31 protein-coding genes are annotated in these 24,727 nt (G+C 63.4%); 17 read left to right on the top strand and 14 right to left on the bottom strand.

The window, feature by feature from the left end; all coding sequences use genetic code 11:
• Positions 1–49 precede the first annotated feature (49 nt).
• Complete coding sequence (locus BRA42_RS03475) at positions 50–2,446, bottom strand: Lon protease family protein (protein ID WP_342770532.1); 2,397 nt, start codon at positions 2,444–2,446, stop codon at positions 50–52.
• Positions 2,447–2,616: 170 nt separating this feature from the next.
• Between BRA42_RS03475 and BRA42_RS03470 the strand changes: the two genes are divergently transcribed.
• The 4 genes from BRA42_RS03470 to BRA42_RS03455 all read left to right on the top strand — a co-directional run bounded on the left by BRA42_RS03470 (position 2,617) and on the right by BRA42_RS03455 (position 5,126).
• Complete coding sequence (locus tag BRA42_RS03470; protein WP_292406279.1) at positions 2,617–2,976, top strand: NifB/NifX family molybdenum-iron cluster-binding protein; 360 nt, start codon at positions 2,617–2,619, stop codon at positions 2,974–2,976.
• A 77-nt stretch (positions 2,977–3,053) separates the two neighbouring features.
• Entirely contained in the window at positions 3,054–3,395 is a 342-nt protein-coding gene (locus BRA42_RS03465; RefSeq protein WP_292406282.1) for a NifB/NifX family molybdenum-iron cluster-binding protein, read from the top strand.
• Between the two features lie 13 nt (positions 3,396–3,408).
• Positions 3,409–4,260: an ATP-binding protein gene (locus BRA42_RS03460; protein ID WP_342770533.1), complete on the top strand. Its 852-nt coding sequence runs from the start codon at positions 3,409–3,411 to the stop codon at positions 4,258–4,260.
• A complete protein-coding gene (locus BRA42_RS03455; RefSeq protein ID WP_292406288.1) occupies positions 4,257–5,126 on the top strand; it encodes an ATP-binding protein in 870 nt (289 codons plus the stop codon). The genes BRA42_RS03460 and BRA42_RS03455 overlap by 4 nt, the downstream gene beginning before the upstream one ends.
• A gap of 72 nt (positions 5,127–5,198) precedes the next feature.
• On the opposite strand, the gene BRA42_RS03450 is transcribed toward BRA42_RS03455, so the two are convergent.
• Positions 5,199–5,393, bottom strand: coding sequence for a CxxC-x17-CxxC domain-containing protein (locus BRA42_RS03450; protein WP_054847721.1), 195 nt, complete (start codon positions 5,391–5,393; stop codon positions 5,199–5,201).
• Positions 5,394–5,737: 344 nt separating this feature from the next.
• Between BRA42_RS03450 and BRA42_RS03445 the strand changes: the two genes are divergently transcribed.
• The 5 genes from BRA42_RS03445 (at position 5,738) to BRA42_RS03425 (ending at position 11,175) form a co-directional block, all read left to right on the top strand.
• On the top strand, positions 5,738–7,753 hold the full coding sequence (locus BRA42_RS03445; protein WP_342771294.1) for a DUF2298 domain-containing protein: 2,016 nt from the start codon (positions 5,738–5,740) through the stop codon (positions 7,751–7,753).
• A 23-nt stretch (positions 7,754–7,776) separates the two neighbouring features.
• Positions 7,777–9,708 carry a PQQ-dependent sugar dehydrogenase gene (locus tag BRA42_RS03440; protein ID WP_342771293.1) on the top strand — a complete coding sequence of 644 codons (1,932 nt, stop codon included), beginning with the start codon at positions 7,777–7,779 and terminating at the stop codon, positions 9,706–9,708.
• A gap of 177 nt (positions 9,709–9,885) precedes the next feature.
• The gene (locus tag BRA42_RS03435; protein ID WP_292406296.1) at positions 9,886–10,221 is read left to right on the top strand and encodes a cupredoxin domain-containing protein; all 336 of its coding nucleotides are present in this window, start codon (positions 9,886–9,888) and stop codon (positions 10,219–10,221) included.
• A 66-nt stretch (positions 10,222–10,287) separates the two neighbouring features.
• Positions 10,288–10,467, top strand: coding sequence for a rubredoxin (locus BRA42_RS03430; protein WP_292406302.1), 180 nt, complete (start codon positions 10,288–10,290; stop codon positions 10,465–10,467).
• Positions 10,468–10,971: 504 nt separating this feature from the next.
• The gene (locus tag BRA42_RS03425) at positions 10,972–11,175 is read left to right on the top strand and encodes a hypothetical protein (protein WP_292406299.1); all 204 of its coding nucleotides are present in this window, start codon (positions 10,972–10,974) and stop codon (positions 11,173–11,175) included.
• 329 nt (positions 11,176–11,504) lie between these two features.
• Here the strand turns inward: BRA42_RS03425 and BRA42_RS03420 are convergent, their stop codons facing one another.
• Positions 11,505–11,714: a hypothetical protein gene (locus tag BRA42_RS03420; protein ID WP_342772083.1), complete on the bottom strand. Its 210-nt coding sequence runs from the start codon at positions 11,712–11,714 to the stop codon at positions 11,505–11,507.
• On the opposite strand from BRA42_RS03420, the gene BRA42_RS03415 reads away from it, so the two are divergent.
• The 3 genes from BRA42_RS03415 to BRA42_RS03405 all read left to right on the top strand — a co-directional run bounded on the left by BRA42_RS03415 (position 11,713) and on the right by BRA42_RS03405 (position 13,470).
• Entirely contained in the window at positions 11,713–12,156 is a 444-nt protein-coding gene (locus BRA42_RS03415) for a metal-dependent transcriptional regulator (RefSeq protein ID WP_342770496.1), read from the top strand. The two genes, BRA42_RS03420 and BRA42_RS03415, sit on opposite strands and share 2 nt — an antisense overlap.
• A 5-nt stretch (positions 12,157–12,161) precedes the next feature.
• On the top strand, positions 12,162–12,434 hold the full coding sequence (locus BRA42_RS03410; protein WP_342770497.1) for a DUF1294 domain-containing protein: 273 nt from the start codon (positions 12,162–12,164) through the stop codon (positions 12,432–12,434).
• Between the two features lie 112 nt (positions 12,435–12,546).
• A complete protein-coding gene (locus tag BRA42_RS03405; protein WP_342770498.1) occupies positions 12,547–13,470 on the top strand; it encodes a prenyltransferase in 924 nt (307 codons plus the stop codon).
• Here the strand turns inward: BRA42_RS03405 and BRA42_RS03400 are convergent.
• Entirely contained in the window at positions 13,415–13,678 is a 264-nt protein-coding gene (locus tag BRA42_RS03400) for a hypothetical protein (protein WP_342771292.1), read from the bottom strand. The genes BRA42_RS03405 and BRA42_RS03400 overlap by 56 nt on opposite strands.
• 15 nt (positions 13,679–13,693) lie before the next feature.
• On the bottom strand, positions 13,694–14,914 hold the full coding sequence (locus BRA42_RS03395) for a DUF2341 domain-containing protein (RefSeq protein ID WP_342771291.1): 1,221 nt from the start codon (positions 14,912–14,914) through the stop codon (positions 13,694–13,696).
• A 104-nt stretch (positions 14,915–15,018) separates the two neighbouring features.
• Here BRA42_RS03395 and BRA42_RS03390 point away from each other — a divergent pair, with 104 nt between their 5' ends.
• Genes BRA42_RS03390 through BRA42_RS03380 form a run of 3 tightly spaced genes read left to right on the top strand, consistent with a single transcriptional unit; the run spans position 15,019 to position 16,786 of the window.
• Positions 15,019–16,242 carry an NAD(P)/FAD-dependent oxidoreductase gene (locus BRA42_RS03390; RefSeq protein ID WP_342771290.1) on the top strand — a complete coding sequence of 408 codons (1,224 nt, stop codon included), beginning with the start codon at positions 15,019–15,021 and terminating at the stop codon, positions 16,240–16,242.
• A gap of 34 nt (positions 16,243–16,276) precedes the next feature.
• Positions 16,277–16,552, top strand: coding sequence for a pro-sigmaK processing inhibitor BofA family protein (locus BRA42_RS03385; RefSeq protein ID WP_292405079.1), 276 nt, complete (start codon positions 16,277–16,279; stop codon positions 16,550–16,552).
• 54 nt (positions 16,553–16,606) lie between these two features.
• On the top strand, positions 16,607–16,786 hold the full coding sequence (locus BRA42_RS03380; protein WP_292405077.1) for a hypothetical protein: 180 nt from the start codon (positions 16,607–16,609) through the stop codon (positions 16,784–16,786).
• 6 nt (positions 16,787–16,792) lie between these two features.
• Here the strand turns inward: BRA42_RS03380 and BRA42_RS03375 are convergent, their stop codons facing one another.
• Entirely contained in the window at positions 16,793–17,728 is a 936-nt protein-coding gene (locus tag BRA42_RS03375; RefSeq protein WP_342770686.1) for a 2-dehydropantoate 2-reductase, read from the bottom strand.
• Between the two features lie 97 nt (positions 17,729–17,825).
• Here BRA42_RS03375 and BRA42_RS03370 point away from each other — a divergent pair, with 97 nt between their 5' ends.
• A complete protein-coding gene (locus BRA42_RS03370) occupies positions 17,826–18,656 on the top strand; it encodes a restriction endonuclease (RefSeq protein ID WP_342770685.1) in 831 nt (276 codons plus the stop codon).
• A gap of 6 nt (positions 18,657–18,662) precedes the next feature.
• Here the strand turns inward: BRA42_RS03370 and BRA42_RS03365 are convergent, their stop codons facing one another.
• Complete coding sequence (locus BRA42_RS03365) at positions 18,663–19,601, bottom strand: metallophosphoesterase (RefSeq protein WP_342771289.1); 939 nt, start codon at positions 19,599–19,601, stop codon at positions 18,663–18,665.
• Between the two features lie 58 nt (positions 19,602–19,659).
• Complete coding sequence (locus BRA42_RS03360; protein WP_292405068.1) at positions 19,660–20,325, bottom strand: hypothetical protein; 666 nt, start codon at positions 20,323–20,325, stop codon at positions 19,660–19,662.
• A gap of 169 nt (positions 20,326–20,494) precedes the next feature.
• On the opposite strand from BRA42_RS03360, the gene eif1A reads away from it, so the two are divergent.
• On the top strand, positions 20,495–20,866 hold the full coding sequence (gene eif1A, locus BRA42_RS03355) for a translation initiation factor eIF-1A (RefSeq protein WP_394339242.1): 372 nt from the start codon (positions 20,495–20,497) through the stop codon (positions 20,864–20,866).
• Positions 20,867–20,939: 73 nt separating this feature from the next.
• Here eif1A and BRA42_RS03350 read toward each other — a convergent pair whose 3' ends face one another.
• The 6 genes from BRA42_RS03350 to BRA42_RS03325 are packed head-to-tail and all read right to left on the bottom strand — an operon-like array spanning position 20,940 to position 24,609.
• Positions 20,940–21,692 carry a DUF7289 family protein gene (locus tag BRA42_RS03350; RefSeq protein WP_292405067.1) on the bottom strand — a complete coding sequence of 251 codons (753 nt, stop codon included), beginning with the start codon at positions 21,690–21,692 and terminating at the stop codon, positions 20,940–20,942.
• A 15-nt stretch (positions 21,693–21,707) separates the two neighbouring features.
• A complete protein-coding gene (locus BRA42_RS03345) occupies positions 21,708–22,160 on the bottom strand; it encodes a hypothetical protein (protein WP_292405066.1) in 453 nt (150 codons plus the stop codon).
• Complete coding sequence (locus BRA42_RS03340) at positions 22,141–22,521, bottom strand: hypothetical protein (protein ID WP_292405063.1); 381 nt, start codon at positions 22,519–22,521, stop codon at positions 22,141–22,143. The genes BRA42_RS03345 and BRA42_RS03340 overlap by 20 nt, the downstream gene beginning before the upstream one ends.
• Complete coding sequence (locus tag BRA42_RS03335; RefSeq protein ID WP_292405060.1) at positions 22,509–23,012, bottom strand: DUF7288 family protein; 504 nt, start codon at positions 23,010–23,012, stop codon at positions 22,509–22,511. Before BRA42_RS03335 ends, BRA42_RS03340 begins: the two co-directional genes overlap by 13 nt.
• Complete coding sequence (locus BRA42_RS03330) at positions 23,006–24,049, bottom strand: hypothetical protein (RefSeq protein ID WP_292405058.1); 1,044 nt, start codon at positions 24,047–24,049, stop codon at positions 23,006–23,008. Before BRA42_RS03330 ends, BRA42_RS03335 begins: the two co-directional genes overlap by 7 nt.
• The gene (locus BRA42_RS03325) at positions 24,046–24,609 is read right to left on the bottom strand and encodes a hypothetical protein (RefSeq protein WP_342770683.1); all 564 of its coding nucleotides are present in this window, start codon (positions 24,607–24,609) and stop codon (positions 24,046–24,048) included. The genes BRA42_RS03330 and BRA42_RS03325 overlap by 4 nt, the downstream gene beginning before the upstream one ends.
• Between the last annotated feature and the right edge of the window lie 118 nt (positions 24,610–24,727).

Genomic DNA, 24,727 nt, shown 5'->3' with positions numbered 1-24,727 from the left:
GTCGTCGCCGCATGGTCCATGTAGACCGACCGTTTCTGCTCCATTCCCGTCACTTCGCCGCCATCGGCTGGAACCCACGCATCGCCTCCGCCATCTCGCGGAGCCGCCGGTCCACCAGGTAGTTCACCGTTCCCTCCTCGTAGGTCCCGTCCTCCCGGCGTCTGCCCGCCGGGACACCCGTCAGGACCTCGATCCCCTCGTCGATCGTCCGCACCGGGTAAATCCGGAACTTCCCGGCCCTCGCCGCCTCGACGATCTCCTCTTTGAGCATCAGGTTCTGGACGTTGCTTGCCGGGATAAGTGCCCCCTGCTCCCCGTTGAGCCCTTTGGCTTTGCAGACCTCAAAGAACCCCTCCAGTTTCTCGTTCACGCCTCCGATCGCCTGGACCTCCCCCTTCTGGTTCACCGACCCCGTGACGGCGAGGTACTGTTTTAAGGGGAGACCCGAGAGCGCCGAGAGGAGGGCGTAGAGTTCGGTGCTCGACGCGGAGTCACCCTCGATCCCCTCGTAGCTCTGCTCGAAGACGAGCCGGGCCGAGAGGGAGAGGGGCCTGTCCCTCGCGTAGTTGTTATTGAGATAGCCGTTGATGATCAGGACGCCCTTCGTGTGGATCGGCCCGCCGAGCGCTGCTTCCCGTTCGATGTCCACGATCCCTTCACGGCCGACACCGATGCTCGCGGTCACCTTCGACGGCCGGCCGAAGGCGAAATCCCCGAGTCCGATGACCGAGAGGCCGTTCACCTGGCCCACCTTCTCCCCCGCGGTATCGATGAGGAAGATTCCCCGCCGGATGTACTCCTCGATCTTCTCCTGGATCAGGTCCGAACGGTAGACCTTCTCCTCAATCGCCAGGGTGACGTGCCCCTTTCCAATCTGCTCGGCACCGTCGCGCGCGGCGTAGAAGTTCGCCTCCCGGATGAGGTCCGCAACGGCCGCGAACCGGGTCGAGAGTTTCTGCTGGTCTTCGGCGAGGCGCGAGCCGTACTCGATCACCCGGGCAATCGCCTCCCGGTCCAGGTGCCGGAGTTTCTCCTCCCGGACGAGGTTGCACATGAAGTCGGCGTACTTTCCGGCGTTCTCGTCGTTTCGTTCCATCACGGTATCGAAATCGGCCTTGACTTTGAAGAGCTCCTTGAAGTCGGGGTCCATCTGGTAGAGGAGCTGGTAGAGCATCGGGGTCCCGATGAGGGTCACCTTGATGTCGAGTGGGATCGCCTCGGGCTTGATTGTCTTTGCCGTGATGAACCCCATCCGTTCGCCCGGCTCCTCGATGAGGACTTCCCCGGTCTTCAGGGCAGTCTTGAGCCCTTCCCAGGAGAGCGGGGCGCGCAGGAGGTCCTCAACGTCAAGGACGAGGTAACCGCCGTTAGCCCGGTGAAGCGAGCCCGGCCGGATCATCGTGAAGTCGGTCGTAAAGATCCCGAACTGAACCTCCTTCTCGATCTTCCCGATGAGGTTCTGGAAGGTGGGGTTCTGCTCGACGACCACCGGTGCGCCTTCAGCACCGTCGTTGTCTACGACGACGTTCACCTCGTACTTCCGAAACGGGAGTTCCCGGACGAAGGCCTGGAACTGGGGCGGGGCTCCCGGCTGCTCGGGAACTCCGAGGAAGGCCTGGAGGTTCTCGAGGATGTCGTTCTGGACGGCGTCGATGTAGGCGGGGACCTCCGGGACGTCGGCGTAATGCTCCTTGAGTTCGGTGACGAGGTTTCCGACCGCGTAGAGGGCGATGTCGCGGTTTAAATTCGTAACCGCTTCGGCCCCCTGCCGTTCGATCTCCTGCACCTGCCGGAGCGTGCTCCGGAGTTCGGTGTTGAGGGCGTCGCGCCGCCGCTGGACATCCGCCCGCACGTCGTCGGGGAGGTTGATGAACTCCTCATCGGGAACCGGCTTCCCGTTGATGACCGGGATGGTCAGGAGGCCGATAGGGCTCATCTGGATAACGAACCCCGCGGCCTGGGCGTCCTGATTGATCCGGGCGATGAGGTCAGTCCTCTTCCCCTGGAGGGACTGGAGGGTCTCGTCCCTCCGTTTGGTATACTCTTCGCTCTCGAACGCCCGGGGGAGGGCCCGCCGGGCCTCCTCGATGAACCGTTTCATCTCTTCCTTGAACCGGGGCCCCCTTCCCGCCGGGAGGGCGATGGCGTTGGGCTCGTACTGGTTCTGGAAGTTATGGACGTAGACCCAGTCGCGCGCCCGGGGTTTACCTTTCGCGAGCTGGTCGAGGAAACTTCTGACGGCAGTCCTCCGTCCGGTGCCCTGGGCGCCCGCGGTGTAGACGTTGAACCCGGGTTCCCGGATCTCGAGACCGAACTGCAGCGCCCGGAGCGCCCGTTCCTGGCCGATGATCTCCTCCAGCGGCCGCATCTCTCCGGTGCTGGCGCACTCTACCTTTCCCGGCTCGTAAACGCTCCGGTATTCTTCGATATTCAGGGGTTGAACCATCAGTCTCACCAAGTCTTGGTTAGCAGGTATACCGCAGGGTGTCGCCCGCCTTAAAAAAGATTCCCCGGTCCGGTGACGGATGGTACGATGGGTGGTTTTAATTTATTTCGCGCATATGTGTAATTTGTTTCATACGATCCCCGACGGGATCGCGGGAACAGGTGACACGTATGCGGATTGCAGTTGCGCAGGACGGAAATATGGTGTCCGCACACTTCGGACACTGTGAAGGGTATGCGATCTTCGACGTTGACGGGTCGATCATCTACCGGAGGGACGATCTCCCGAACCCCGGCCACGAACCCGGGCGGCTCCCGGCGTTCCTCGCGGAGCACGGGGTCGACCTGATCATCGCCGGCGGGATGGGGCCGCAGGCCATCGCTCTCTTCCGGGAGAACAGCATCGAGGTGCTTCTCGGTATCAGCGGGAACGTCGATTACGTCGCGCAGGACTACATCGCCGGCCGCCTTTCTCCCGGGGAGAGCACCTGCCACCACGAAGACGGCGGCGAGTGCGACGAAGCGCACTGAGAACTATTGGTGGGGAAGGAGTAATATCACCCATAGTATTATGCTCATATGAGTAATAATTCTCGTGAGGCACCAACATGATTGTCTGTATCACAGCCCGCGCTGCGGGCACGGATGCCCCGGTCGAGCAGCGGTTCGGCCGGGCCCCTTACTTCGTCTTCGTCGATACGGAGACGGGGAAGTCGAAATCGGTCGAGAACCCCCTCATCGACGCTACCGGTGGGGTCGGACCCCGGGCGGTTCAGGTGCTGGCGGAACACGATGCGGCCGCCCTCATCACCGGTCAGATCGGCGGGAACGCGGCCAGGGCGCTCGAAGCGGGTGGAATCAAAGCCTATGCCTACCGTGGGAGCGGCAGCGTGGCCGATGCCCTTGCGGACTACACCGCCGGGAACCTGCAGCCGCTCTCCCTCTCCTGAAGCGGGCTTGAGCATGAAGATAGCGATTGCAAGCGGCAAAGGCGGAACCGGGAAGAGCACGGTTGCGGCGAACCTCGCCTGCGTGCTCTCCCGTTCCCGCGAGGTGGCGCTCGTCGACTGCGACGTCGAGGAGCCGAACCTCCGCCTCTTCTTTCCCGCCCCCGCCGAGGACGTGCCGGTGACGACGCCGGTCCCGGAGATCGACCCCGACCGCTGCACACTCTGCGGTGAGTGCGGGAAGTTCTGCCGCTTCGGGGCGCTTGCCGTCCTCAAGGACCGTGTCCTCGTCTTTCCGGAACTCTGTCACTCCTGCGGCGGCTGTGTCCTCGTCTGCCGCGAGGGGGCCGTCCGGGAAGTCCGGCGCGCCGTCGGGAAGGTCGCGTGCTCGTCCCCGCTGCCCCGGCTCGTCCTGATCAGCGGGATCTTAGACGAGGGGGAGGTGCAGGCCCCGGCGGTCGTCCGGTCGGCAAAGGCGCTTGCCGGGGGACACCCGCTCGTTCTCTACGACGCCGCCCCGGGAATCGCCTGCCCGGTGATCACGACCCTCGAAGGGAGCGATGTCTGTGTCCTGGTCACGGAATCAACGCCATTCGGGCTGCACGACCTCCGTCTCGCGGCCGAGGTGGCGGAGGGGGTCGGCATCCCCGCCGGTGTCGTAATCAACCGGAGCGACGGGGAGGATAGGGCGACCATCGCGTTCTGCCGGGAGCGCGGGCTCCCCGTCCTCATGACCATTCCGTTCTCCCGGGAGATCGCCGCCGTCCAGAACAGGGGCGGGCTCATCTGCCGCGACCTTCCCAGGTGGGAGGAGCGGTTCGCCGGTCTCTTCGCCGGGATCGCGAGGATTGCGGAGATGGACTCATGATCCGGCTCGCGGTCGCGAGCGGCAAGGGGGGGACGGGGAAGACGATGGTGACGGCGGCGCTCGCGGACCTGAGTGGAGTGCCGCAGGTCCTCGCCGACTGCGACGTGGACGCCGCGAACCTGGAATTTCTGTTCTCGCCCCGGCGGCTCACCACGACGGAGTTCCGGGGGCTCGCGACAGCCCGGATCGACCTCGAACGGTGCCATGACTGCGGGATTTGCGCGGACCGCTGCCGGTTCGAGGCGTTCGTCCGCCGGGACGATGCCTGGACGGTGGACGCCCTGCACTGCGAAGGCTGCGGTCTCTGCACCTACGTCTGCCCCATGGGGGCAGTCCGGATGGAGCCGCGCATCTCCGGCGAGATCTACACCTCGACGACGGATCGGGGGGTCCTCGTTCACGCCCGGCTCTTCCCGGGCTCCGGAAACTCAGGCCTGCTCGTCACCGAGGTGAAGAAGCGGGCCCTGAAACTTGCCAGCGGCGCGGACCTGCTCATCGCCGACGGCCCGCCGGGGATCGGGTGCCCGCTGATCGCGACGGTCGGGGACATGGATGCGGTCCTCATCGTTACGGAGCCGGGAATCTCGGCGCTCCACGACCTCCGGCGGCTGGTGACGGTCTGTCGTCGGTTCAACGTCCAGATCTTCGTCGTCATCAACCGTTTCGACCTTGCGGACGAGTTCTGCACGAGGATCGAGGACTACTGTGCGGAGGAGGGCATCCCGACGACAGGAAAGATCCCGTTCGACCCGGAAGTTGTCGCGGCGGTGCGGAGCGGCCGGCCGGCGACCCGGATCGATTCACCGGCGGCAAAGGCTCTCCGGGCCCTCCGCGACAATCTCTTCATCGAACTCGGGCTTTCATGAGCCAGCTCCTTTTTTCTGGGACCCGCTCCGCTCTGTGGACCCATCATTCCGAAAAAAGAGATTATAGTTGGTTTAGAACCGGGGTTTTCTGTGCTTCGGCAGGCAGTCCTGGCAATACACGGGCCTGCCTTCGGTCGGCTTGAAGGGGACTTCGCACTCCTTCCCACAGTCTGAACAAATAGTCTTCGTCATTTCACGGGGGCCGCCGAAGTTCCTCGGACCACCGAAATTTCTGTTACCTCTGTTATAATCCATCGGATTGCTCATGCAGATAGAACACTGCACGTAAGAATACGGGTGGATGGTATATAAGGTACTTCACTGGCCGGGATTGGTATTCAAAATCTGCCCGCCGATCTGTCCATGGACGGCACAACTCCCTGTCCACAGAGAGGAGCGGAGACGCACTGTTGCTGAAGTCTCCGGGGTGTTCCGGGGCTGCCTCTCGTCTCCGACCCCGAGAACCCGGGTTCGGTCTCCCGCCGGGGAAGAAGGACGCCGACCGCGCCACGGGCTTCCTGTGCTTCTCCTCCTCGTCGCGTTATACATGCCCCCGGCTCGCCGCGGGGCGGATATAAAAGGGCATATACCCATCCTTCCCATAGCAGGGTGTGGACATCCTCCTGCAGGCGTTCTCCGTCCTCCTCTGGTCCGGTCTCCTCAAAGGTCTCCAGCTCGCCCTCTGGCCCCGCCTCCGCCCGGCCCTCGGGGATTACGCCTACCCTGCGGCATACCCGGCCTCCCTCCTCCTCTTCGCCCTCGCGACCTGGTACTGCGGCATTCTCCGCGTCCCGGTCGCCCTTGCCCTCCTCGTCTTTCTGGGCCTCGGGGTCTACGGCATCCGGCGGGGCGATTACCGGATTCGTGAGATCCGAAATCTTTTAACCTGGGACGCGGTCTTCCTGACCGGCTTCTTATTCGCGCTTGCCGTCCGGTTCACGAACCCGCCCATCGGCTACTTCAGCGAGCAGTACATGAACCACGCCTTCCTTGCGAGCGTGATCCGGGAGCCCGTGGTGCCGCCGCTCGACCCCTGGTTTGCGGGGGGCCGTCTCACCGTCTACTACTACCTCGGCCACTGGCTGATGGGGTGTCTTGCGGTCGTCACCGGCATTCCGTCGGAGGTGGCCTTCAACCTGGTTCCGGGAACCGTCTACGGGACGGCGTTCGTGACACTCTATGCCCTCGGTCGCCTCCTCCTCCGGCGGTGGAAGTGGCTCCCCCTCGCGGTCCTCCTCCTTGTCCCGCCGTCGGTCCCCTGGTTCCTCGCGGCGGGAGGGGATATCTACGGCGCATTCCAGGATACCAACTGGATTGTCCCGGGCGCCCGGTTCGAGTTCCCGGTCTTCTCCCTCTTTCTCGGAAACGTCCACGCCTTCGAAATGGCCGTCTTCAACCAGGTCTTCCTCCTCTTCCTCCTCGGGTTTACGTGGTGCCGGTGGAGCGGGCTCGACGCCCGGGGTCGTGGCGTCCTCCTCCTCCTCCTCGGACTGAGCGTCGGCTCGATGCCGCCCTTAAACTCCTGGGACGCCCTCGTCTACGGGCCGGCCGTCGCCGTCTTCCTCCTCCTGCTCTGGGCCCGGGAGCGGGACACTTCCACGTTCGCGGCCGCCGTGGCCGTCCCGGCGATAGCCTTCGCGATCTACCTCCCCTACTACCTGCGCCTTGAACCTGCGGGGGTCGGCGGGATCGGCGCGGGGTTCCCTCCCACCGACCCGCTCGTCTTCCTCGCGATCTGGGGCGGGTTCCTCGCAATCGTCTATGCCGCCGTCGCCCGGGATATCCGACGGTTCCCGCTCCTCGCCGCTGTCGCCATACCGTTCCTTCTCACCGGTTACGTCGCCCTCGGGATCGTCTTGGTGCCGCTCGCCTATCTCCTCCTCCGGAAAGAGCGCTCGTTCGGAGACCTCCTCTGCATCGCCGGTCTTTCGGTGCTTGCATTCTGTGAGGTCTTCTTCTTCCGGGAGATGCTCGGCGGGGACTACAGCCGGTTCAACACCATCTTCAAGTTCTACTTCGACGCCTGGGTCCTGCTCGGCACCGGCTCTCTTCTCATCGCCGGCCGGTGGCTTTCCGCCCGGTTGCCGGTATCGGCCCCCCGATGGCTTGCGATCGGGGCGGCGGCCGCCCTCATCGCCGCCCCGGTCGTTCTCAACGTCGACATCGGCCGCGGTCTCCTCGGGATCGAGTATCCCCCCGAGAGTTACCACACCCTGGACGGGCTCGCATACCTCGACGCCGCGCGCCCGGGGGAGGCCGCGGCGATCGACTATCTCCGGACACTTGGCGGCGATCACCGGCTTGTGGAGGCGGAGAACGGGGACTATAACTACTACTCGCGGGTTTCGTCCTTCACCGGCATCCCGGCGGTCCTCGGCCAGATCAGCCACGAATTGACCTGGCGGGGGAACGGTGCGTGGTACACCGAGCGCCCGGCGGACATCCGGGCGATCTATGAGAATCCTCGGGAGGCCCTCGCGCTCATGGAGAAGTACAACGCGACGCTCCTTTACGTCGGCGAGCCCGAGCGCGAGCGGTATGACGTCCGGCTGCCGGACCGGGGGCTCGTCGTGATCTACGACCGGGACGGCGTCCGGATCTATGAGCGGGCAGGGTTACATTTATAATCACCGTGCAACAGGGTGGGTGCATGACGCGAGCAGCCGTAGTCATAACATCCGTCCTTGTGATCCTCGCCCTGGCGGTCTCCGCCGGGGCTCAGGTCTACCCGGGTGCTGGAACCGATGTCGCCGAGACCGCCGCTCCCGCCGTGCCGCAGAACCTGACGGCTCCGGGAGCGGTGAACACAACCGCCCCCGCAGAGAACCTGACGAACGCGGGGTCGTCGTATGCGGCGGAGTACCGGAACAACGCTTCTTTTACCCGGTTCGCCGGGGAGAACGAGACGATTAACGTGAGCCTTGAGCCCGTAGCCGATGGGTTTGTCTCGCCGGTGATGCTCACGACCGCCGGCGACGGAACAGGCAGGCTCTTTGTCGTCGACCAGGTGGGGACGGTCTCGATCATCGATGAGAACGGCACCCGCAAAGAGGAGCCGTTCCTGGACGTCCGGGACCGCCTGGTCGACCTTAACCCGTCGTTCGATGAGCGCGGCCTCCTCTCGATAGCCTTCCACCCCGACTTCCGGGAGAACGGGCGGGTTTTTGCGTTCTACAGCGCACCCCTGCGTGAGGGGGCCCCTGAAGACTGGAATTGCACGAACCGCCTTGTGGAGTTTGAGGTTGACCCCGAGAACCCCGACCGGGTCAACATGACCTCAGAAAAAGTCCTGATGGAGATCGACAAACCGCAGTTCAATCACAACGGCGGGAGCATTGCTTTCAGCCCCCGTGACGGCTACCTCTACCTGCCGCTCGGGGACGGCGGCGAAGCCAACGACAACGGGACCGGCCACACCCCCGGCGTCGGGAACGCCCAGGACCTCACGAAGGTCTACGGCAAGGTGCTCCGGATCGACGTGGACAACGTCACCGCCGGGAACGTAACGGGGCCGCTGGAAAACGCCACCTGGACGACGCAGGCCGGGACGCTCTACGGGGTCCCGGAGGATAACCCGTTCGTTGAGAACAGCAGCATCCCGCCCGAGATCTACGCCTACGGTCTTCGGAACCCCGCCTACCTCTCGTTTGACGCCGACGGTAATCCTTACGTGGCCGACGCTGGCCAGGACCTCTTTGAGGAGGTGGACATCGTCGCGGGGGGCGGCAACTACGGCTGGCGTCTCATGGAGGGGACCCACTGCTTCGACCCGGAGAACCCCCGCACACCCCCGGCGACCTGCCCGGAGAACGGCTCCTCCGGCGACCCCCTGATCGGCCCCATCATCGAGGGCGGACATGACCTGGGCATCGTCTTCGTCGGCGGCGGCATCTACAACGGCACGGCTCTTCCGGATCTTGCAGGGCGCTACATCCTCGGCTACTGGAGCAGCAATTTTGCAACCGGGAGCGCGACCCTGCTTGCCGCGACGCCCCCGGAGGACTGGAACGCATCGGCCTTCCCCGACTCCGCCGGGAACCTGACGCCCGACAGCCTTGCGATGTGGCGCCTGACGAGGCTCAACGTGACCGGAACGCCTGCGGGGACCGTGGATGCCTTCCTCCTCGGGTTTGGCGTCGATGAAGATTCGGAGGTCTACGCGCTCACGACTGAAGACGGCGGCCCGGATGCGTCCAGCACTACCGGGAGAGTCTGGAGGCTTGTCCCGGCGAACGAAACGGCCCCGACGGCAACCGTGACACCGACCGCAACGGCCCCCGCCGCCGGGGGCCAGGGCGCGACCGTCGAGATCGCGGCCGACAACATGGCCTTCGATACGAGCACGGTCACCGTCCCGGCGGGTGCGGCGGTGACGATGAACTTCGAGAACCGGGATGAGGGCGTCCCGCACAACGTCGCGGTCTACACCGACTCCTCGGCAACGACGCCGATCTATGTCGGCGAGATCGTCACCGGCCCGGCCGAGACCGCCTACACCTTCACGGCGCCGTCGGAGCCCGGGACCTACTACTTCCGGTGCGACGTGCACCCCTCGATGAACGGGGAGTTCGTCGTGACGTAGGTCAACCCCCGCCTTTTTTTGAGATCGGTCAGCGCTTGTGTGGAGGAGGAGAAACACGCCGTTCACTCCGGACACTCAGGTGTGGCCGGGGGTAACCTTTATGCCGCCCGGTTACCCGGTGAGACTCATGGCACGAGTAACCGTAACCATCATGGCTTCAGTCGCGGGGGTGGGGGCGTGACCCCGGAGGTGACCCCCGCTCAGCCCCGCGTCGCCGGGGGCCGGGATGTGACCGTTGAGATCGCGGCTGAGAACATGGCTTTCAATGCAGGCACGATCACCGTCCCGGCGGGTGCAAGAGTGGCGATAATCTTCGAGAACCGGGATGAGGGCGTCCCGCACAACGTTTCGGTCTATACCGATTCCTCGGCGACGACCCCGATTTATGTCGGCGAGATCGTCACCGGCCCGGCGCGGGCCGCCTACGCCTTCACGGCACCCGGAACTTCGGGAACCTACTTCTTCCGATGCGACGTGCACCCCTCAATGAACGGCGATTTTATTGTGGAATAGAGGGGGCCGCCCCCTTCACCCCACAAGTTAAATATATAGCCGGACCACTCTCCACCAATGACGTCCATGCAGAAATACCGCTGCTCGGTGTGCGGCCATATCTACGACCCGAAGACCGGGGATGCCGGTGCTCCGCCGGGAACCGCGTTTGAAGACCTTCCCGACGACTGGGTCTGTCCGGTCTGCCTCGCGAAGAAGAGTCAATTTTCCCCGTTTGCGTCTCCCCTCGACAGGCTCGGGCTCTGACCGATCCCGCCAACTTTTCTATCCGTGCAGACACGGGTTCGCATATCGACCGGTGTTGCGGGTTTCCTGAGGGTTTTTTCCGAAAACCGAAACTGTTTTGGGCGAGTATCATCTCTCCCGAGTACCTTACCGGATAGGCAGGAAATGGAGACCACATTAATGAAAAATACTGAAAACAGTGGTCCGGAGGAACGTCCCCTCTGGAGAACGAACGAAGATCGGATCTTACGGGAGGTTTTCGGGTGAACAGCGGTGTTTCTATCCGCGGCGTTCGGGACCCCGATGCGGTCAGGGAGTTTGTCCGGCTGCTCTCCAGTGCTCACGGGCGTTCCGGTGCGGCGGGGTGCCCGCCGCCAGGAGTAACCGAACCCGGAACATCTCTGATTTTTCAAAAAAAACCCGATCTTTCTTCGACTTGCGATGAAATCCGAAAGCAATTCGGGGAGGTTACATCACTCCCGAACGATACACATAGTATGTGACGAAGGTCGAAAGGAGCAAAATATGGATACAGATAAGTTGGCCCGGTGCGGTGTCGGAGAACCCCGGCAGCCGTTCAGCGTGGTCGCACGGATCGATTGGGATGACGGGTTCCCGGAATTCCCGGATCGGAAGGCCTTCGTGATCGTCCCCCGGGGCGAAGTCCCCGATGCGGGGGGTCCCGCCGTGCCGGGCGGGAACGGTTCCCGTGGGGGTGATTCGATGTAGTCTTTCGTCGGAGTCACTAGCATTCTCCTGGAAAGGCCATGTCCGGGAGGGATGGAAACACCCATGGTAAGGGGCCTCACTCCGAATAACTTGCCACAGAATTACCGGAAACGTACCAGATCTATGTGCTGATATAGGCGATTACGCCGCCTTTTCTTTTCTCTTTTGATCTCCGCCGGGGTCTCGCCGGATCGATTATCGACAGATCCGGGGTCGAGCGGCCGCATTCTTTTGGTTTTTATATCTCTATCCGAGACTATTTCGGATATGTCGCTTTTTCCGAAAAATGTTTGGCATTAGTTGATTATGACCGAGTTAGATACCCTGCTTTACGAAAAATGCCGGTCGGATTGATACGGGTTCGTCACGTCCGCATTGCCCCTTCCCGGGGAAGGTACGATGTCCGTCGGAAGCCCGTTTTGCGCGGTTTTTCCGGGGGAGCGCATCGTCACCGGAGAGAGCGGGGCGGTGACGCTGTCGGGCTGTCGGAACCCGGGCCGGTAGAGAACGGCCGAACAACAATATCTTTTGACTGCCATGAACAACGGATATATCGTGAAGAACCTCAGCAGGAAGGCCGAAGACTACCTTGAGGCCATCCTCAACGTCACGCTGGAGAAAGGATATGCCCGCACGAAGGACGTGGCGCGCGAACTGGACCTCAGCCCTTCAAGCGTCGTCGAGATGTTCCGAAAACTCGATAAGATGGGCCTTGTCGAGTACCGGCGCTACGAGGGGGTGGTCCTCGCGCCTGCGGGGCGCGAGGTTGCCGAGGTCATCAAGTCCCGCCACGACACCCTGCGGGAGTTCCTGCGGATGATCAACGTCCCGGAGAAGATTGCCGACTGCGATGCCTGTTCGATGGAGCACGAACTCCACCCGGCGACGATCCGGCAGATCCGGCTGCTGGTGAAGGAGCTTCAGTCGGATACCCGGATAGCCGAGTGTATCCGGCGGAGCACTCCCACCCGGGAGGTCTAGGCGGCATGGGGCCCTTCGTGGCCGCGATAACGGTCTACCTCCTCGTCAACGTCGTTTCGTTCCTTGTCTACTACCGTGATAAACGGTCGGCGGAGCGGACGGCGTGGAGGACCCCCGAGAAGCGGCTCCTCCTCCTCGCGTTTTTCGGGCCGTTCGGGGCCGCCGCCGCGATGCGTGCCTTCCGGCACAAGATGCAGAAGGCGAAGTTCCGGCTCGTCCCTCTCTTCCTCTGCCTGCATATCGTGCTCGCCGCCGCGTTCGTTCTGGGCCTCGTGTAACTTCTCCCGGCAGGCGGGGCCCCGCGAGAGCCGTATCGGCCGTCCGTAGTGCGATCTGGAGAGGACGGTACCGGGGAAACCTATACATACCGGACCCCCTGCAGACTCCCCCATGGACACCCGCGCCTTCCGCGAATTCATCCGGCTTGGCAGATTTCCCTTCCTCCTCTCGGGCTTCATCCCGTTCGCCGGCGGGGCGCTCCTCGCCTTCCTCCTCGGGGCGCAGTTCACCCCGGCGCAGTTCTTCCTCGGCTACGCGGTCATGGCGGCGGCGCACCTCTCGGTCCACTACAGCAACGACTATTTCGATGCCGACGCGGACCGGTTCGTCGAGACGACGGCGATCTCCGGGGGGAGCGGCGTCCTCGCCGCGAACCCGGGGCTCAAGCCGGCGGCGCTCTCTGCAGCCGTCGCCCTGATGGCGGTTTCGGTCCTGATCGGGTATGCCTTCATGGCCGTCTACGACTACCCCCCTATCTTCCTCGCCTTCAGCATCGCCGGCAACCTCCTCGGCTGGTCCTACACCGCCCCCCCGCTCGCGCTCGCTTACCGGGGCCTCGGGGAGGTCACGAACATGATCACCTTCGGTCTCCTGATGCCGGGCGCGGGCTACTTCGTTGCGAGGGGGACGCTCGACCCTGCCTTCTTTGCTTTCTCCCTTCCACTCTTCCTCTACGGGCTCGTCTTCATCGTGAGTGTCGAGATCCCGGATATGGAGGGGGATATCGCCGGGGGAAAGCCGACCCTCGTCGTGCGGAAGGGTCGCATCTACGGTTTCTCGCTCATCGCCCTCGCGGCGACCCTTGCGACCGGGACGCTCGTCTCTCTTGCCCTCGCCGGCGCCTTCTCCCCCGTGGACTTCCGGCCGGTGGCGTTCGCATCCCTGATCCCGCTCTCAATCGCCCTGTGGGGGTTCCTGCACCGGTGCGCCGACCGGGCGCCCGCCCTCCGGTACGCTACCGCGAACATCATGGGCTACTTCATCTTCCAGGGCTTCGTCGTCCTCTACTTCGTCCTCGCGTCCGGTTGGGTCTGACCGGGCCGCAACCTCCATCGTCCCGTCCTGTAGAACCCGGAAGAACGCCTGCGCGGAGCCGCGCGTTCTCGACGGTCGCCGGGATCGGGACGGCGGTCTTTCCCCCGTGCGCGAGGATGATACAGTGCCCGTCGTCGAGGTAACGGACGCTGAACGCGATCCGGTTTCGGGCGGCGCCGACGAGGAGGGCGACGATGAGATGCCGCAACCTCCGCTCTCCCTCCTACGGGCCGCCTGCATAGGAGAGCACCGGCTCTACGGGGACGTAGCGCCTGACGACGATGTTGTCGGCGTAGAAGTGGTGCGGGTCGCCCGAGTACCACGCGGAGGACCCGATCAGTGCGAAGTCGTCAAAGACCACGTCTTTCGGGACCGGTCTGCCGTCGGAAAACCGCAGGGGCGCGCTCCCCAGGTATTTGTCGTCCATCCACGCGTACCGGGTGGCGTTCGGCGTATCCAGGACGACTTTGATGTGGTACCAGGTATCCGCCCTCGCCGGGAGGTCGGCGGAGAAGTTCCGGTGGACGCCGTCGTAGTACTGCACGGAACCGTTCCGGAGGTGGAGGGCATACACCGGGCCGCCGGTCTCGTTCCAGGCCTGGAGGTAGCCCGAACCGCACCATCGCCCGAACTCGCTCACCCGGAAGTCCCCCTCGATGATCACCTGGCCGGCGGAGATGTTTGCCAGGCATATCCGGTTGTTCGCGAGGCGCCGGAGATCGGGCTCGGAGACATTGATATCCCCGGCGTATGCGCCGTCGCGGACGACCTCCGTCTGAACTTCCGCGTTCGAACCGCAGAACGACCACCGTGAGAGGTCGCGGCGCTCGTAGTCCTCAAAGAAGAGGAAGACGGCGTCCGGGTCGCCTGCGTCCCGGGCCTCCGGGTTCCCGTAGAGCATCGTGATCGCCGTTGCGTTCTCCGGGAGGGAAAGCCAGACGCGGGCGTGGGAGCCCTCGACGGCGTTCTCTATCCAGTAGGAGACGGGGGTCCCGTTTGCGTCCACGAACCGGATGTCGGCGAAGTCCGGGCGCATCCCCGGGAGGTGGGCGACGTTCGCGGCGACCTCAAGACCGTCGGTCCCGGAGGGGTTGGCGACGGCGATCTCCTGCCGCCGGGCGAAAGTCTCGACGGTCGCCGTGGTGCTGACGACGGACGACCGGGTGGTGATCGAGAGCGTCGCGTTGTAGGAGCCCGGGGCCGGGTAGGTGTGCACGACCGCTCTCCCTTCGGGACCGGCGGCGGTCTCTTCCGTCCCGTCGCCGAAGGACCAGGTCCGCGAGACCGCGTCGGCGATGCCCGATGCGTCGGAGAAGAGGACGGCGGCGGGGACCCCGGCATACGTTACGTTTGTAGTCAGCGCCGCGACGGCACCCGCGGGGGGGATGAGAAGCAGTGTGAGGACGCTTCCGATGAGAACAAACCGGCCGATCTTCATGGTCATCCGTCCCTCTGTAGATTACCCTCTATATGCATGTAGCGGCTCGCCGCACCCCAATGCTGATGCTTTGCGGGGGACTACCGTTATAACCGGGAAGTGCCAGTGCCGTGAACGACGTTGTGATCATCGGTGGAGGGCCTGCAGGGCTCTTTTGCGCCCTGCAGGCGGCCGGAGAAGAACGGCGCGTGATCGTTCTTGAGAAGAAGCCCTTGCCGGGGCGTAAACTCCTGGTCTCGGGGTCCGGGCAGTGCAACATCACCCACGACGGGGAGATCTCCGGCTTCTTCGCCCGTTACGGCGAACATGGGGCATTTCTCCGGCCCGCGCTCATGAACTTCACGAACCGCGACCTTATCGCCTTCTTTGCCGCCCGGGGACTGGGCATGACAGCCGAACCCGGGGGGAAGGTCTTTCCGGCGACACGGCGGTCCGCAGATGTCCTTGCGGTCCTCCTTTCGGAGTGCGCCGCCCGCGGTGTGGAGGTCCGGTGCGGCGAGGCCGTCCGGGGCGTCGAGAGGGACGGCGGAGTTTTCCTCATCCGGACGGAGAAATCAACCCTCCGGGCCGGCGTCCTCGTCCTCGCCACCGGCGGCGCCTCCTATCCCGCCACCGGTTCGACCGGGGACGGTTACGCCTTCGCCCGGGCCCTCGGGCAGCCGGTCACGGAGGTTGCCCCGGCGCTCACCCCGATCTTTGTCGAGGACTACCCGTTCGCCGACCTTGCCGGGATAGCCTTTCAGAACCTCGCTTTGAGCGTCTACCGTGACCGAAAACGGGTCTCCCGGAATACCGGGGATCTCCTGCTGACGCACACCGGCCTCTCGGGCCCGGGCATACTCGATCTCTCTCGCGCCGTCCGCCCGGGCGACGTGCTCCGGGTCGCGTTCCTCCCCGGGGCGAACAGAGAAGCGGTGCGTAAACGGGTCGTCGACGCCGTTGCGGCGGGGGGTTCCCGGCAGGTGAAGACCGTCCTCTGTGCCCTCCCCCTCCCGGAGCGGTTCGTCCGGCGGCTCCTCGACCTCGCCGGGGTCTCCGGCGAAACGACCTGTGCCCGGCTCCCGAAGACGGCCCGGAACGCCCTCGTCGCATACCTCGCGGAGTTCCCGTTCACCGTGGCCCGGCTCGGGGGGTGGAATGAGGCGATGGCGACACGGGGCGGCGTCGCCCTCGACGGGATCAATCAAAAGACGATGGCGTCGAAGACCGTTCCGAACCTCTACTGCATCGGCGAGGTGCTCGATATCGACGGCGACACCGGGGGTTACAACCTGCAGGCCGCGTTCTCGACCGCGGCCCTCGCCGCACGGCACATCGCCCGGCCATCCATATAGAATGTTTCAATACCGGCGCCGTCAAACGGGCAGTATGAGTTTATTCATGGGGCTCCTCGCTCTGGTCCTGGTGATCGCCCTCATGTTTGTTCTTTACCGGGTGATCAAGAGCGCAACAGGCTTCATCATCAATGCCGTCGTCGGCGTGATCCTGCTCTGGCTCATCAACTTCCTCAGCCTGATGAGCCTTGCCGGCCGGCCCGACATCCCGATCAACCTGATCACCGTCCTCATCTGCGCAATCGGCGGGGTCTTCGGCGTGCTGGTCACGGTGGTGCTTCACCTCCTCGGGATACCGCTGACCCTCTAGGAGCATTACCCGGGATACGGAACCATCATATCCCCGGCGCTCTCACCTCTGGGCATGCAGGAATACGGTCCCGGAATCGTCGGCGAGGTCCTGTTCGCCCGCCAGGACGGCGGCTACTATGTGCAGCTCTACGACCGGGACGGGTCTCCCGTCGGAAAGACCGGGCTCTGGAAGACCGAGGCTAAAGCAAAAGAAGCGGCCCGGCGACTCGCGAAGAAGATGACCGGGGAGTAGCGCTCCTCACCGGGGGTGCGCCTCCGCGTAGCGGACGAGGCCGGCGATGCACCGGTTGTGGGGCGTCGGGATGCCGTGGCGCTTCCCGAGGCGCGCGACATACCCGTTGAGGAGGTCGATCTCCGTCCGGCGGCCGCGGCGGAGGTCGTAGTACATGGAGGGGTAGACCGCAGCGAAGTCGGGCACCTGCACCGAAAAGAGGTGGGCGAGGTAATCGTCGGCGGTCGCCCACGGGAGCCGCACTCCCTCGGCGTCGGCAACGGCGTAGGTCTCGCGGATGAGCCCGACGACGATCTCCCGGATGTTTTCGTCGGCGGCGACCCCGACCGGGGCCAGGAGGAGGGCGCAGAGCGGGTTTACGGCGATGTTGAGGAGGGCCTTCGTCCACTTCCCGGAACGGATGTCGTCGTCCGCCTCGACCGGGATGCCGGCGGACCGGACTATCTCGATCAAGCGGCCGGGGGCGCCGCCGTCGCCGGACCAGGCCCCGAGGTGCATCGGGGCGCTCTCGCTCTGGACCCGGACCCGCCCCGGGCCTGCAACCGAGAAGTTTGTCGTCACGGTCCCGCCGATGACGGTGTCGGTGTACTCCGCGATGATCTCCTCGTTCCCGATGCCGTTCTGGAGACTTGCCATCGGCCGGCCCCGGATCACCCCGGCGTACTCCTCGCAGATAGCCCGGGTATCGGTGCCCTTTGCGGTGATGACGACGGCATCGACCGCTGGCGGGACTTCGTCCGGTCCCGTTACCGGGGTGATCCCGTCGACGGTGCCGTCCCCCCAGACGCCCTCCATGATGAGGCCCCGCTCCCGGATGGCGGCAGCGTGCGCCGGCCGGCAGGCCGCATAGACCCTTGCCACTGTGGTCAGCTTCCCGGCAAGCGAGAGGCCGACCGCCCCTGCACCGAGGATCAGGATGACCGGGTGCTGTAACGATTTCATCTGTGGTACCTCTTGTTGAACGCGAAAGAGGATAAGGGTGCAGCACCGCGGTCGGTAGCGAACGCTTTTCGTCCCGGATGCAGAGATCTCATGCCTGATGAAGCATGTCACGAAGGCCGACGGCGGCCTGCAGCCGTTTGACCGGCGGAAGGTCCAGCGGACGCTTCGGAACCTGGGTCTCAGTACGGAGAATGCCGACCGGATCTCAGGCGAGATCGAGGAGTCGGTGCCGGACGGCATCGCGACCGCCGCGGTCCTCCGGATGATCCACGCCCGGGCCCGGACCGTCCGCCCCGCCGTCCGGCACCGGACCAACCTCCGGAGAGCGCTCGCGCTCCTCCGGCCGAAGCCGGACTTTGAGGAGTTCGTGCGTGTCCTCCTCCGGGAGCACGGCTACCAGGTGGAGACCGGGTGTATCCTTGCCGGGCGGTGCGGGGAGCACGAGGTGGACGCCATCGCTCACAAAGACGGCGATACCATTTTTGTCGAGGTGAAGCACCATGCAAGCCCCCATCGGATGACCGGTCTCGACGAAGGGCGGATCGCCCGGGCGATCGTCGAGGACCTCCAGGAGGGGTTCCGGTCCGGGAGGTGCGCCGTCTCGATTGACGGCGCCCTGATCGTCTGCAACACCAAACTCTCGGAGCACGCAAAGCGGTATGCGACCTGCCGGGGGATCGGGCATATCGGATGGGATTACCCGGAGGAGAAGAACCTCCGGGCGATGATCGAGGAGACGCAGTCCTACCCGGTCACCATCGTCAGCGGCGTGGGCCCGTCGATCTACTCCCGTCTGGCCGCCGCGGGTGTCCTCACGGCAAAACAGGTCGCCTACGGGGACGCTACGACCATCTCCCGGGACGCGGGGATCCCCCTCCGGGAGGTACTTTTGATCGCCGGGCGGGCGCGGGCGATCCTCGAGCCGTAGCACAATTTAAACCGTCGCGGGGAGCGCGGTATCGTCGAGGACCCGGAGTTGCTCTTCGGTCGGGTTAATCAGGACGATCTCGGGCTGGCAGTTGAACCGGAGGTCCACGCCGGCAACGTTCGAGCTGCCGATCCCGCGGGAGATGTAGGTCGGCGTCTTTCCGTCCTCATCGAACATGCCGGCAAGTTCGATGACGCCGTAGTCGTTCAATTGTGCAACAACCGGGAAGAGGAACTGGCCACCGTGGGTGTGGCCGGCGAGGATGAGGTCGGCATCCCAGTCCGCCCGGCAGGAAGGTTCGTGGATGAGGTAGACGGTGAATGCGTCCGTCGCCGGTACATCGGGCGGGTCCGCCGCCCCGGCCCAGCCGTCGTCGACTCCGACGATGACGATCTCCGTATCGCCGGCGACGACCCGGGCGTAGTCGTTCCGGAGGACATGAACGCCGTTCTCCTCCAGCGTCGCGGCGAGTTCGTCGGCAAACGCGGTATCGGCCGCGCCGTCGTTCAGGGCGGAGGCGTCGTATCCGGCGGCGGTGACGTTGACCGAGGTCTGGACGGCGAGTGTCCGCGCAAGCCCCGTCGGACCGTCGGTCCCCACGCGGTAGTCGTGGTTCCCGAGAACGGCATAGGTCGGTGCGTCGAGAGACCGCCACACCTCCTGATAGGCAAAGTCCGATTCGTCGCCGGTAACGAAGTCGCCGCCGATCAGGACGAGCGAGGGGTTTAAACGATTGATCTCGGCGACGGCCTCCCGGATGTGGTCGATGTTCGATGCCTGCACATGGGGATCGGTGATGTAGACGATGCCTTCGGGCGCCCCGTCTATCTCGAGGACGGTCACGTCGACGGTCTGTGCTTCCCAGGCCATGTAACCGGTCATGGGAGGAAGCAGGATGAGCATGAATAACGCCAGATATCGTATCTTCGGGACCTTAAGATTCACTACATTTTATTTGATCCAATGAATATTAATATCGACCGGTAGGGTGGTCCCGGCCGGATCAGCGACCGCGGGCCTGCTGGACGTGTTCGTCTGTGACCTCTGTCTGTTCCGCTCCGGAGGCCGGGTCGGCGAAGAACCGGATAAATCGTTGTCTCTCTTCTTTTCCAAGAGCGATAGCCGTAAAGCAGGCCACAATCACCGCCCCGGCAAGGTCCACGATGAGGTCCAGCATGGTATCGGTGTTTCCGTGCTGGAGATTCATGTCGAAGACCTGATCGACCGCGAACTCGTAGATCTCCCAGACCGCTCCCGCTGCCAGTGTAAAGACCAGGATGAAGACGACGATCGCCGGCGTCGTCAGCCGGACGTCTCCGCGGTGCTCGGCGAGGGCCGTGAGGAAGAGGGCGAGAAGCGCGACGGTGATCGAGGAGACGAGGTGCGTCACCTTGTCGTAGTAGGGCGCCAGACTGACGTAGTAGCCCGCGATGTGTCCCATGACGTGGAGATACAGGGAGACGGCGATGAAGAGATTGACTTCCCAGGGCAGGCAGAGGCGCAGGTTTCTCGTCATGAGGGACGGTGCCATCGTCAGGAGGAAGGCGACGCCCGCCGAGAGTCCGAGGAAGTATTCGCCTGCCGTGATGCTGGAGAGTGCGCCGAGGAGAATGAGCCCCTGGATGAAGTAGGTGAGGTAGATCCCGCGCGATGGGCTCGGGCATGCCATGGGTATGCTGGAAGGCCGCCCCGGCAATATACATAACTATCTCCGGGGGCGGTCTTTGCAAAACCGGGCGTTCGTCCCCGGAGCACCACGGCCGACCGGGAGACCGCCGTCCGTGGCAATCGTCCCCACGCTCCCGGGAGAATAGTTGATAAGGCAGAAGTAATATAAACTGGACATACAGGAAGCAGATGCTCCGGAACATGGGGTTGATGATCTGACAGACGCTACTAAGCGCAAACCTGAATCCAACGGAGTTGGGGCAGGGGAGGAGGTTATCCGCGTACGCCTGCCGAATAAGAGGAACCGGGAGATGTTCGCAAGCGCCGAACTGATGCTCGGGGCAAACCATATCAAGATCCGCTGTTTCGACGGGGTGACCCGCACCGGGCGGATCAAGGGCAAGATCAAGAAGAAAGTCTGGATACGGGAGGGAGACGTCCTGGTCGTCGTTCCCTGGAGTTTCCAGGACGAGAAATGCGATATCGTCTACCGCTACACGAGACCCCAGGTGGAGTGGCTCCGGAAGAACCGGTATCTCTGATAGACTTTTTGCAGCAGATCTTCCCGGGCGGAAGGTCGATGGGGGGAGCGGCGCCCCCACGGGTAAAAAAAGGTTAGATCCCGTGGATCTTGATATTGTACTCTTTTATGACGAGTTTCTTTACATCCGACCGGGTGTAGGTGCCGTCGGAACCGCTCATCTTCAGCGAACTGCCGGTCAGGTAGTTCTCCCACGCTACAGAGTTGTCAGCCTCTTCGGGATACATCACTGTGACATCGAAAGAGTCGTCAGGTGGTGCAGGCACGGTCGTGTTCGTTTTCTCCAGACTCATCCGCACCGTCGCCATCCCGGATTTCGCCATCGGCTCGTCGGTGGTGATGTTCATGACGTAGATGACGAATGTCTTCGTGGAGTTGTCATAGAACCACCGGGGTTCTGCAAGCATCGCCGAGCCCTTCGCGTCCTCCTGGCGCGTCATCACCGCCCCGTTCTCGAGGGTGATCACCTCCGTCCCGCGGTCGGAATGGTAGACCAGCGCGCCGGGTGAGAACGATCCGACGGAGGTCCCATCGACTAAAACCTCGATGGACGCCGGATAACCATCCCCGGCGCCGATCACCGCGAGCGTCCCCCCGCTCACCTGTAGCGCCGTCTCCTTGTAGGGCACGTTCTTGAAGCAGAGGCTCTTCATATCGTTCTGGATGACGATCATCGCCCGCTCCATGTTCTTTACGTCCGTGTTGCTCTGTTCTTTGACGAGCACCGGGTAGCCGTAGAGCGTAACTAGGCCGATGCCGCTGATGACGATCCCGAGGATCAGGATAAACCCGATCGCTTCGGAGACCGCCCGTTCATTTATTTTCATGGATATTCGCCTCCCCTAAAACCCTTTTGAGTCATACTGGATCCTGTTCCACCCCGCCCCGGTGGTGTTGCCGACGACGCCTTTCGTCGCCCCGATGCCGGCGATGGCGATCCGGCTTTTGACGCTGCCGCCCTGCACCAGGATCTCCTGTCTCGCGTCTTTCTTCTCCATGTCCACGTCCACGAAGTAGCCCTTTCCGGCGACCTCGTCGGGGATGTCGAACTTCGTCTCAATCGTCCCGTTGTCGGGAGCGATCACGTAAAGGTCCACGATCCTGGTGCTGACCCCGTTTCCGATGTCCACGAAGGCGTGGTAGCGGAGCCTGTCCGCCGGCCCCTCCATGAAGACGGCGTTGACGGTGGACATCATGACGATCATCAGCAGGAGCAGCACCCCACTGATGATGACGTACTCCATCAGCCGGGTGACGCCCTCCTCGTTTACCGGCTCAGTAATATGTGGTCTCATCGTAGTCTGTCACCCCGTTGTTGTAGTGGATGGTCACCGGGTGGAGCATGCGCCCCGAGACGTCCCGCGGCGTTTCGTTCTCGAAATACACCACGGCGTTCTTTCGTTCGAGCGATATCGCGACGATGTCGTTGCGGATCTTACTCGGATCGGAATCGTGCTTCTCGTAAGCATCGACGTAGTCGAATACCGCTTCCCGCAGGTCCCGGATATCGTTCTTCGGGAACTCGAGCACGCCTTCCGCGGTCGTCTGTCCGACGAGCGCCGACTGGTTGATGATCAGCGCAAGGAAAAACAGCCCCAGGGCGACGAGGAGCCCCATCAGCACGATCCACTGGCCGTCTTCATTCATACGCGCCATAACAGCACCTCCACGAGGACGGCCTGGGCCCTTGTTTTATCATAGTGTGTTCGACTGCTCTGATAATCCAACTGAACCCACCGGGTCACCCGTACGGCGGATTCCCGCCCCGTCCATGTTTCGTCTGGCTCAACGAACTGATGTTCTTTAATCGCGTCATCATCCCGGTAAGTGACGTTCGCACTCATATGCAGGTTATCGAGAGTACCGCTCGTTGTTGCGTTGCAGTAGTTCAGGAACGCATTCTTGAATTCAGGGCCCTTATTCTCGTTGACAAACTCGACCAGCCGGCTCTCGCCTCCCGCGGCATCCGGCGTATCCATCATCGCGAGGACGTCGCTCCCGAGCTGCTCGAGCTGCATATCCGGGATGTGGGTATCTCCCGCAGTGTAGACGCTCGTCGTGCTGACGACGATGTACGCGGTGAGAAGCATGATGAGCCCCGCCGCGACCCCTTCCATCGTGTAGAGCTGCCCCGCATCGTTCACCATATCGCCACCTCCAGGACGCCGGGTTTCAGAGGAGGGGGAGGGACGCTATCATAGTCGTAGAGGTAGGTGCCGTTGAGGGTGGTCCGCTGAGGACTGTCATCGAAGATGAACCGGATATCCAGGATGCTGTTCTGGTCCAAGGTAAAGAGGGAGGTGGCCGCCGGTTTCAGCACGAAAGAGATGTTCGTTTTGACCGGTATGTCCGGCAGGAGGTCGCTTGAACTCCCGTCGAGAGTGAGGGTGTAGAGGTCCGAATCTTTCACGTCGTAGGAGAACGGGATCGGGGTGAACCCGGGGTTCGATCGTGTCGTGTCCATCTTCCAGAACGTCACGCTCTGAAGCGTCGCGTTCGTGCCGGGGTTGAGGTATCCGGTCATATTGATGTTGACCCTCACCGGCTCGGTCCGCGGGTCGATTCGGTAGGCCGGGCCGATGGACTGGTTTAGCAGGTGACTGAAGTTGAGCCGGATGGTGAACATCCGGGGGGTCGAGTCATCAAGCGTGGAATTAGTGTATTGGTCATACTCAATCTTTGCCACCCCCGGCTCCTTGATCTTCACCGCCCGGCGGATGTAGCCGTGGCCGGGGGGGAGGGGGTCGCCGGCCTGCTTGAGCTCGTAATTGCCATCCGGGTGAGAGATGTTGAGTGAAAAGTTATAAGAATACGGAATGTCGCCGAAGATCGCCTTGCTGCGGTAATCTTCCGTGTCAAAGAACGATTCGTTAAAGAACCTCTCGACCTTCGTCGAGAGGAGGATGTTCGGGGTGTCCTTCGAGACCGCAAGCCCGATTCGCTGGATGTCATCCTTATGAGCCGGATCGGTCATCTCCCAGGGCGGGTAGACCGGCCAGCCGGGGTCCTCGACGAGGATCACCCCCGTCCTGTAGGCGACCGCGTCGTAGTCGATGCCGCTGCTCGCAAGGCCCGCAAGGAGCCCCGGCACCATGCCCACCACCACGATCAGGGCAAGCATGAAGATCGTGAATCCCGCGAGGAAGTCAATCGACATCACCCCGTCATCGGCACCCGGTCTCATACAATCGCCTCCCCGGTGTCCGCCCGGAACGCGAAGTTCTCCATCCCCGCATCCGACCGGACGGTGACGGTATAGACTCCCTCCGCGAGCGCGAGATCGACCGTATCCGCACCGAGGCGTTCCATCGCGGGCGAAAGCGTCCCCTCGTGGCCGCGGAGGAGGTCTTCGGGGGAGAGGACGTCGTCGAGGTTTACCTCTTCGGCGGGCAGGGGGGCACGGAGCGAGACCTCCTTCCAGCCCGTGGGACCGAAGGTCAGCCAGCGCACCTCTTCCCCATCCCGGAGGCCGAGGCCCCAGGCGGCGGCCTGACCGTCGAGGTTCACGCCGGTCCCGAGCACCTGGTGCACCATGGTGCCGGTGACGTTGAGGTCGCCCTCGGCCTGGATGAGGTCCAGCTCCGCAAGGGCCCCGGCGAGGGTCGATGCCCCCGGCGGCTCCGGCACGTCGATAGGGGTGATCCCGCCGCCCGATGGCGGCGGAGACGCGCCGAGACAACCGCACGCGGTGCAGAGGATACAAACTGCGGCAAGAAGGGTCAGGACTCCTCCGGGGACTCTCATGTAAAGCAGTCATTATACATGAAGGTATATAAATAACCCCCGCTATTGCATCTTCAAAAATCTGCTCTTTTGGCTGGATATTGGAAACGTGCCGGTCTCCGACGGCAAAAATATTTCT

This window comes from Methanoculleus sp. UBA374 (assembly GCA_002508705.1).
Classification (GTDB): domain Archaea; phylum Halobacteriota; class Methanomicrobia; order Methanomicrobiales; family Methanoculleaceae; genus Methanoculleus; species Methanoculleus palmolei.
The sequence above is the reverse complement of the archived record's forward strand: the minus strand, read 5'-3'. Positions and strand labels throughout refer to the sequence as shown.

What these genes read in the sequence shown, in the direction of transcription:
- BRA42_RS03440 (WP_342771293.1), top strand. Translation starts at nt 7,777, where the DNA reads ATGACGCGAGCAGCCGTAGTCATAACATCCGTCCTTGTGATCCTCGCC.
- BRA42_RS03460 (WP_342770533.1), top strand. Translation starts at nt 3,409, where the DNA reads ATGAAGATAGCGATTGCAAGCGGCAAAGGCGGAACCGGGAAGAGCACG.
- BRA42_RS03340 (WP_292405063.1), bottom strand. Translation starts at nt 22,521, where the DNA reads ATGGCGCGTATGAATGAAGACGGCCAGTGGATCGTGCTGATGGGGCTC.
- BRA42_RS03375 (WP_342770686.1), bottom strand. Translation starts at nt 17,728, where the DNA reads ATGAAATCGTTACAGCACCCGGTCATCCTGATCCTCGGTGCAGGGGCG.
- BRA42_RS03360 (WP_292405068.1), bottom strand. Translation starts at nt 20,325, where the DNA reads ATGGCATGCCCGAGCCCATCGCGCGGGATCTACCTCACCTACTTCATC.
- BRA42_RS03330 (WP_292405058.1), bottom strand. Translation starts at nt 24,049, where the DNA reads ATGAGACCGGGTGCCGATGACGGGGTGATGTCGATTGACTTCCTCGCG.
- BRA42_RS03325 (WP_342770683.1), bottom strand. Translation starts at nt 24,609, where the DNA reads ATGAGAGTCCCCGGAGGAGTCCTGACCCTTCTTGCCGCAGTTTGTATC.
- BRA42_RS03410 (WP_342770497.1), top strand. Translation starts at nt 12,162, where the DNA reads ATGGGGCCCTTCGTGGCCGCGATAACGGTCTACCTCCTCGTCAACGTC.
- BRA42_RS03425 (WP_292406299.1), top strand. Translation starts at nt 10,972, where the DNA reads ATGGATACAGATAAGTTGGCCCGGTGCGGTGTCGGAGAACCCCGGCAG.
- BRA42_RS03430 (WP_292406302.1), top strand. Translation starts at nt 10,288, where the DNA reads ATGCAGAAATACCGCTGCTCGGTGTGCGGCCATATCTACGACCCGAAG.
- BRA42_RS03385 (WP_292405079.1), top strand. Translation starts at nt 16,277, where the DNA reads ATGAGTTTATTCATGGGGCTCCTCGCTCTGGTCCTGGTGATCGCCCTC.
- BRA42_RS03370 (WP_342770685.1), top strand. Translation starts at nt 17,826, where the DNA reads ATGAAGCATGTCACGAAGGCCGACGGCGGCCTGCAGCCGTTTGACCGG.
- BRA42_RS03455 (WP_292406288.1), top strand. Translation starts at nt 4,257, where the DNA reads ATGATCCGGCTCGCGGTCGCGAGCGGCAAGGGGGGGACGGGGAAGACG.
- BRA42_RS03465 (WP_292406282.1), top strand. Translation starts at nt 3,054, where the DNA reads ATGATTGTCTGTATCACAGCCCGCGCTGCGGGCACGGATGCCCCGGTC.
- BRA42_RS03335 (WP_292405060.1), bottom strand. Translation starts at nt 23,012, where the DNA reads ATGGTGAACGATGCGGGGCAGCTCTACACGATGGAAGGGGTCGCGGCG.
- BRA42_RS03395 (WP_342771291.1), bottom strand. Translation starts at nt 14,914, where the DNA reads ATGACCATGAAGATCGGCCGGTTTGTTCTCATCGGAAGCGTCCTCACA.
- BRA42_RS03415 (WP_342770496.1), top strand. Translation starts at nt 11,713, where the DNA reads ATGAACAACGGATATATCGTGAAGAACCTCAGCAGGAAGGCCGAAGAC.
- BRA42_RS03420 (WP_342772083.1), bottom strand. Translation starts at nt 11,714, where the DNA reads ATGGCAGTCAAAAGATATTGTTGTTCGGCCGTTCTCTACCGGCCCGGG.
- BRA42_RS03405 (WP_342770498.1), top strand. Translation starts at nt 12,547, where the DNA reads ATGGACACCCGCGCCTTCCGCGAATTCATCCGGCTTGGCAGATTTCCC.
- BRA42_RS03470 (WP_292406279.1), top strand. Translation starts at nt 2,617, where the DNA reads ATGCGGATTGCAGTTGCGCAGGACGGAAATATGGTGTCCGCACACTTC.
- BRA42_RS03475 (WP_342770532.1), bottom strand. Translation starts at nt 2,446, where the DNA reads ATGGTTCAACCCCTGAATATCGAAGAATACCGGAGCGTTTACGAGCCG.
- BRA42_RS03345 (WP_292405066.1), bottom strand. Translation starts at nt 22,160, where the DNA reads ATGAGACCACATATTACTGAGCCGGTAAACGAGGAGGGCGTCACCCGG.
- BRA42_RS03380 (WP_292405077.1), top strand. Translation starts at nt 16,607, where the DNA reads ATGCAGGAATACGGTCCCGGAATCGTCGGCGAGGTCCTGTTCGCCCGC.
- BRA42_RS03350 (WP_292405067.1), bottom strand. Translation starts at nt 21,692, where the DNA reads ATGAAAATAAATGAACGGGCGGTCTCCGAAGCGATCGGGTTTATCCTG.
- BRA42_RS03450 (WP_054847721.1), bottom strand. Translation starts at nt 5,393, where the DNA reads ATGAGCAATCCGATGGATTATAACAGAGGTAACAGAAATTTCGGTGGT.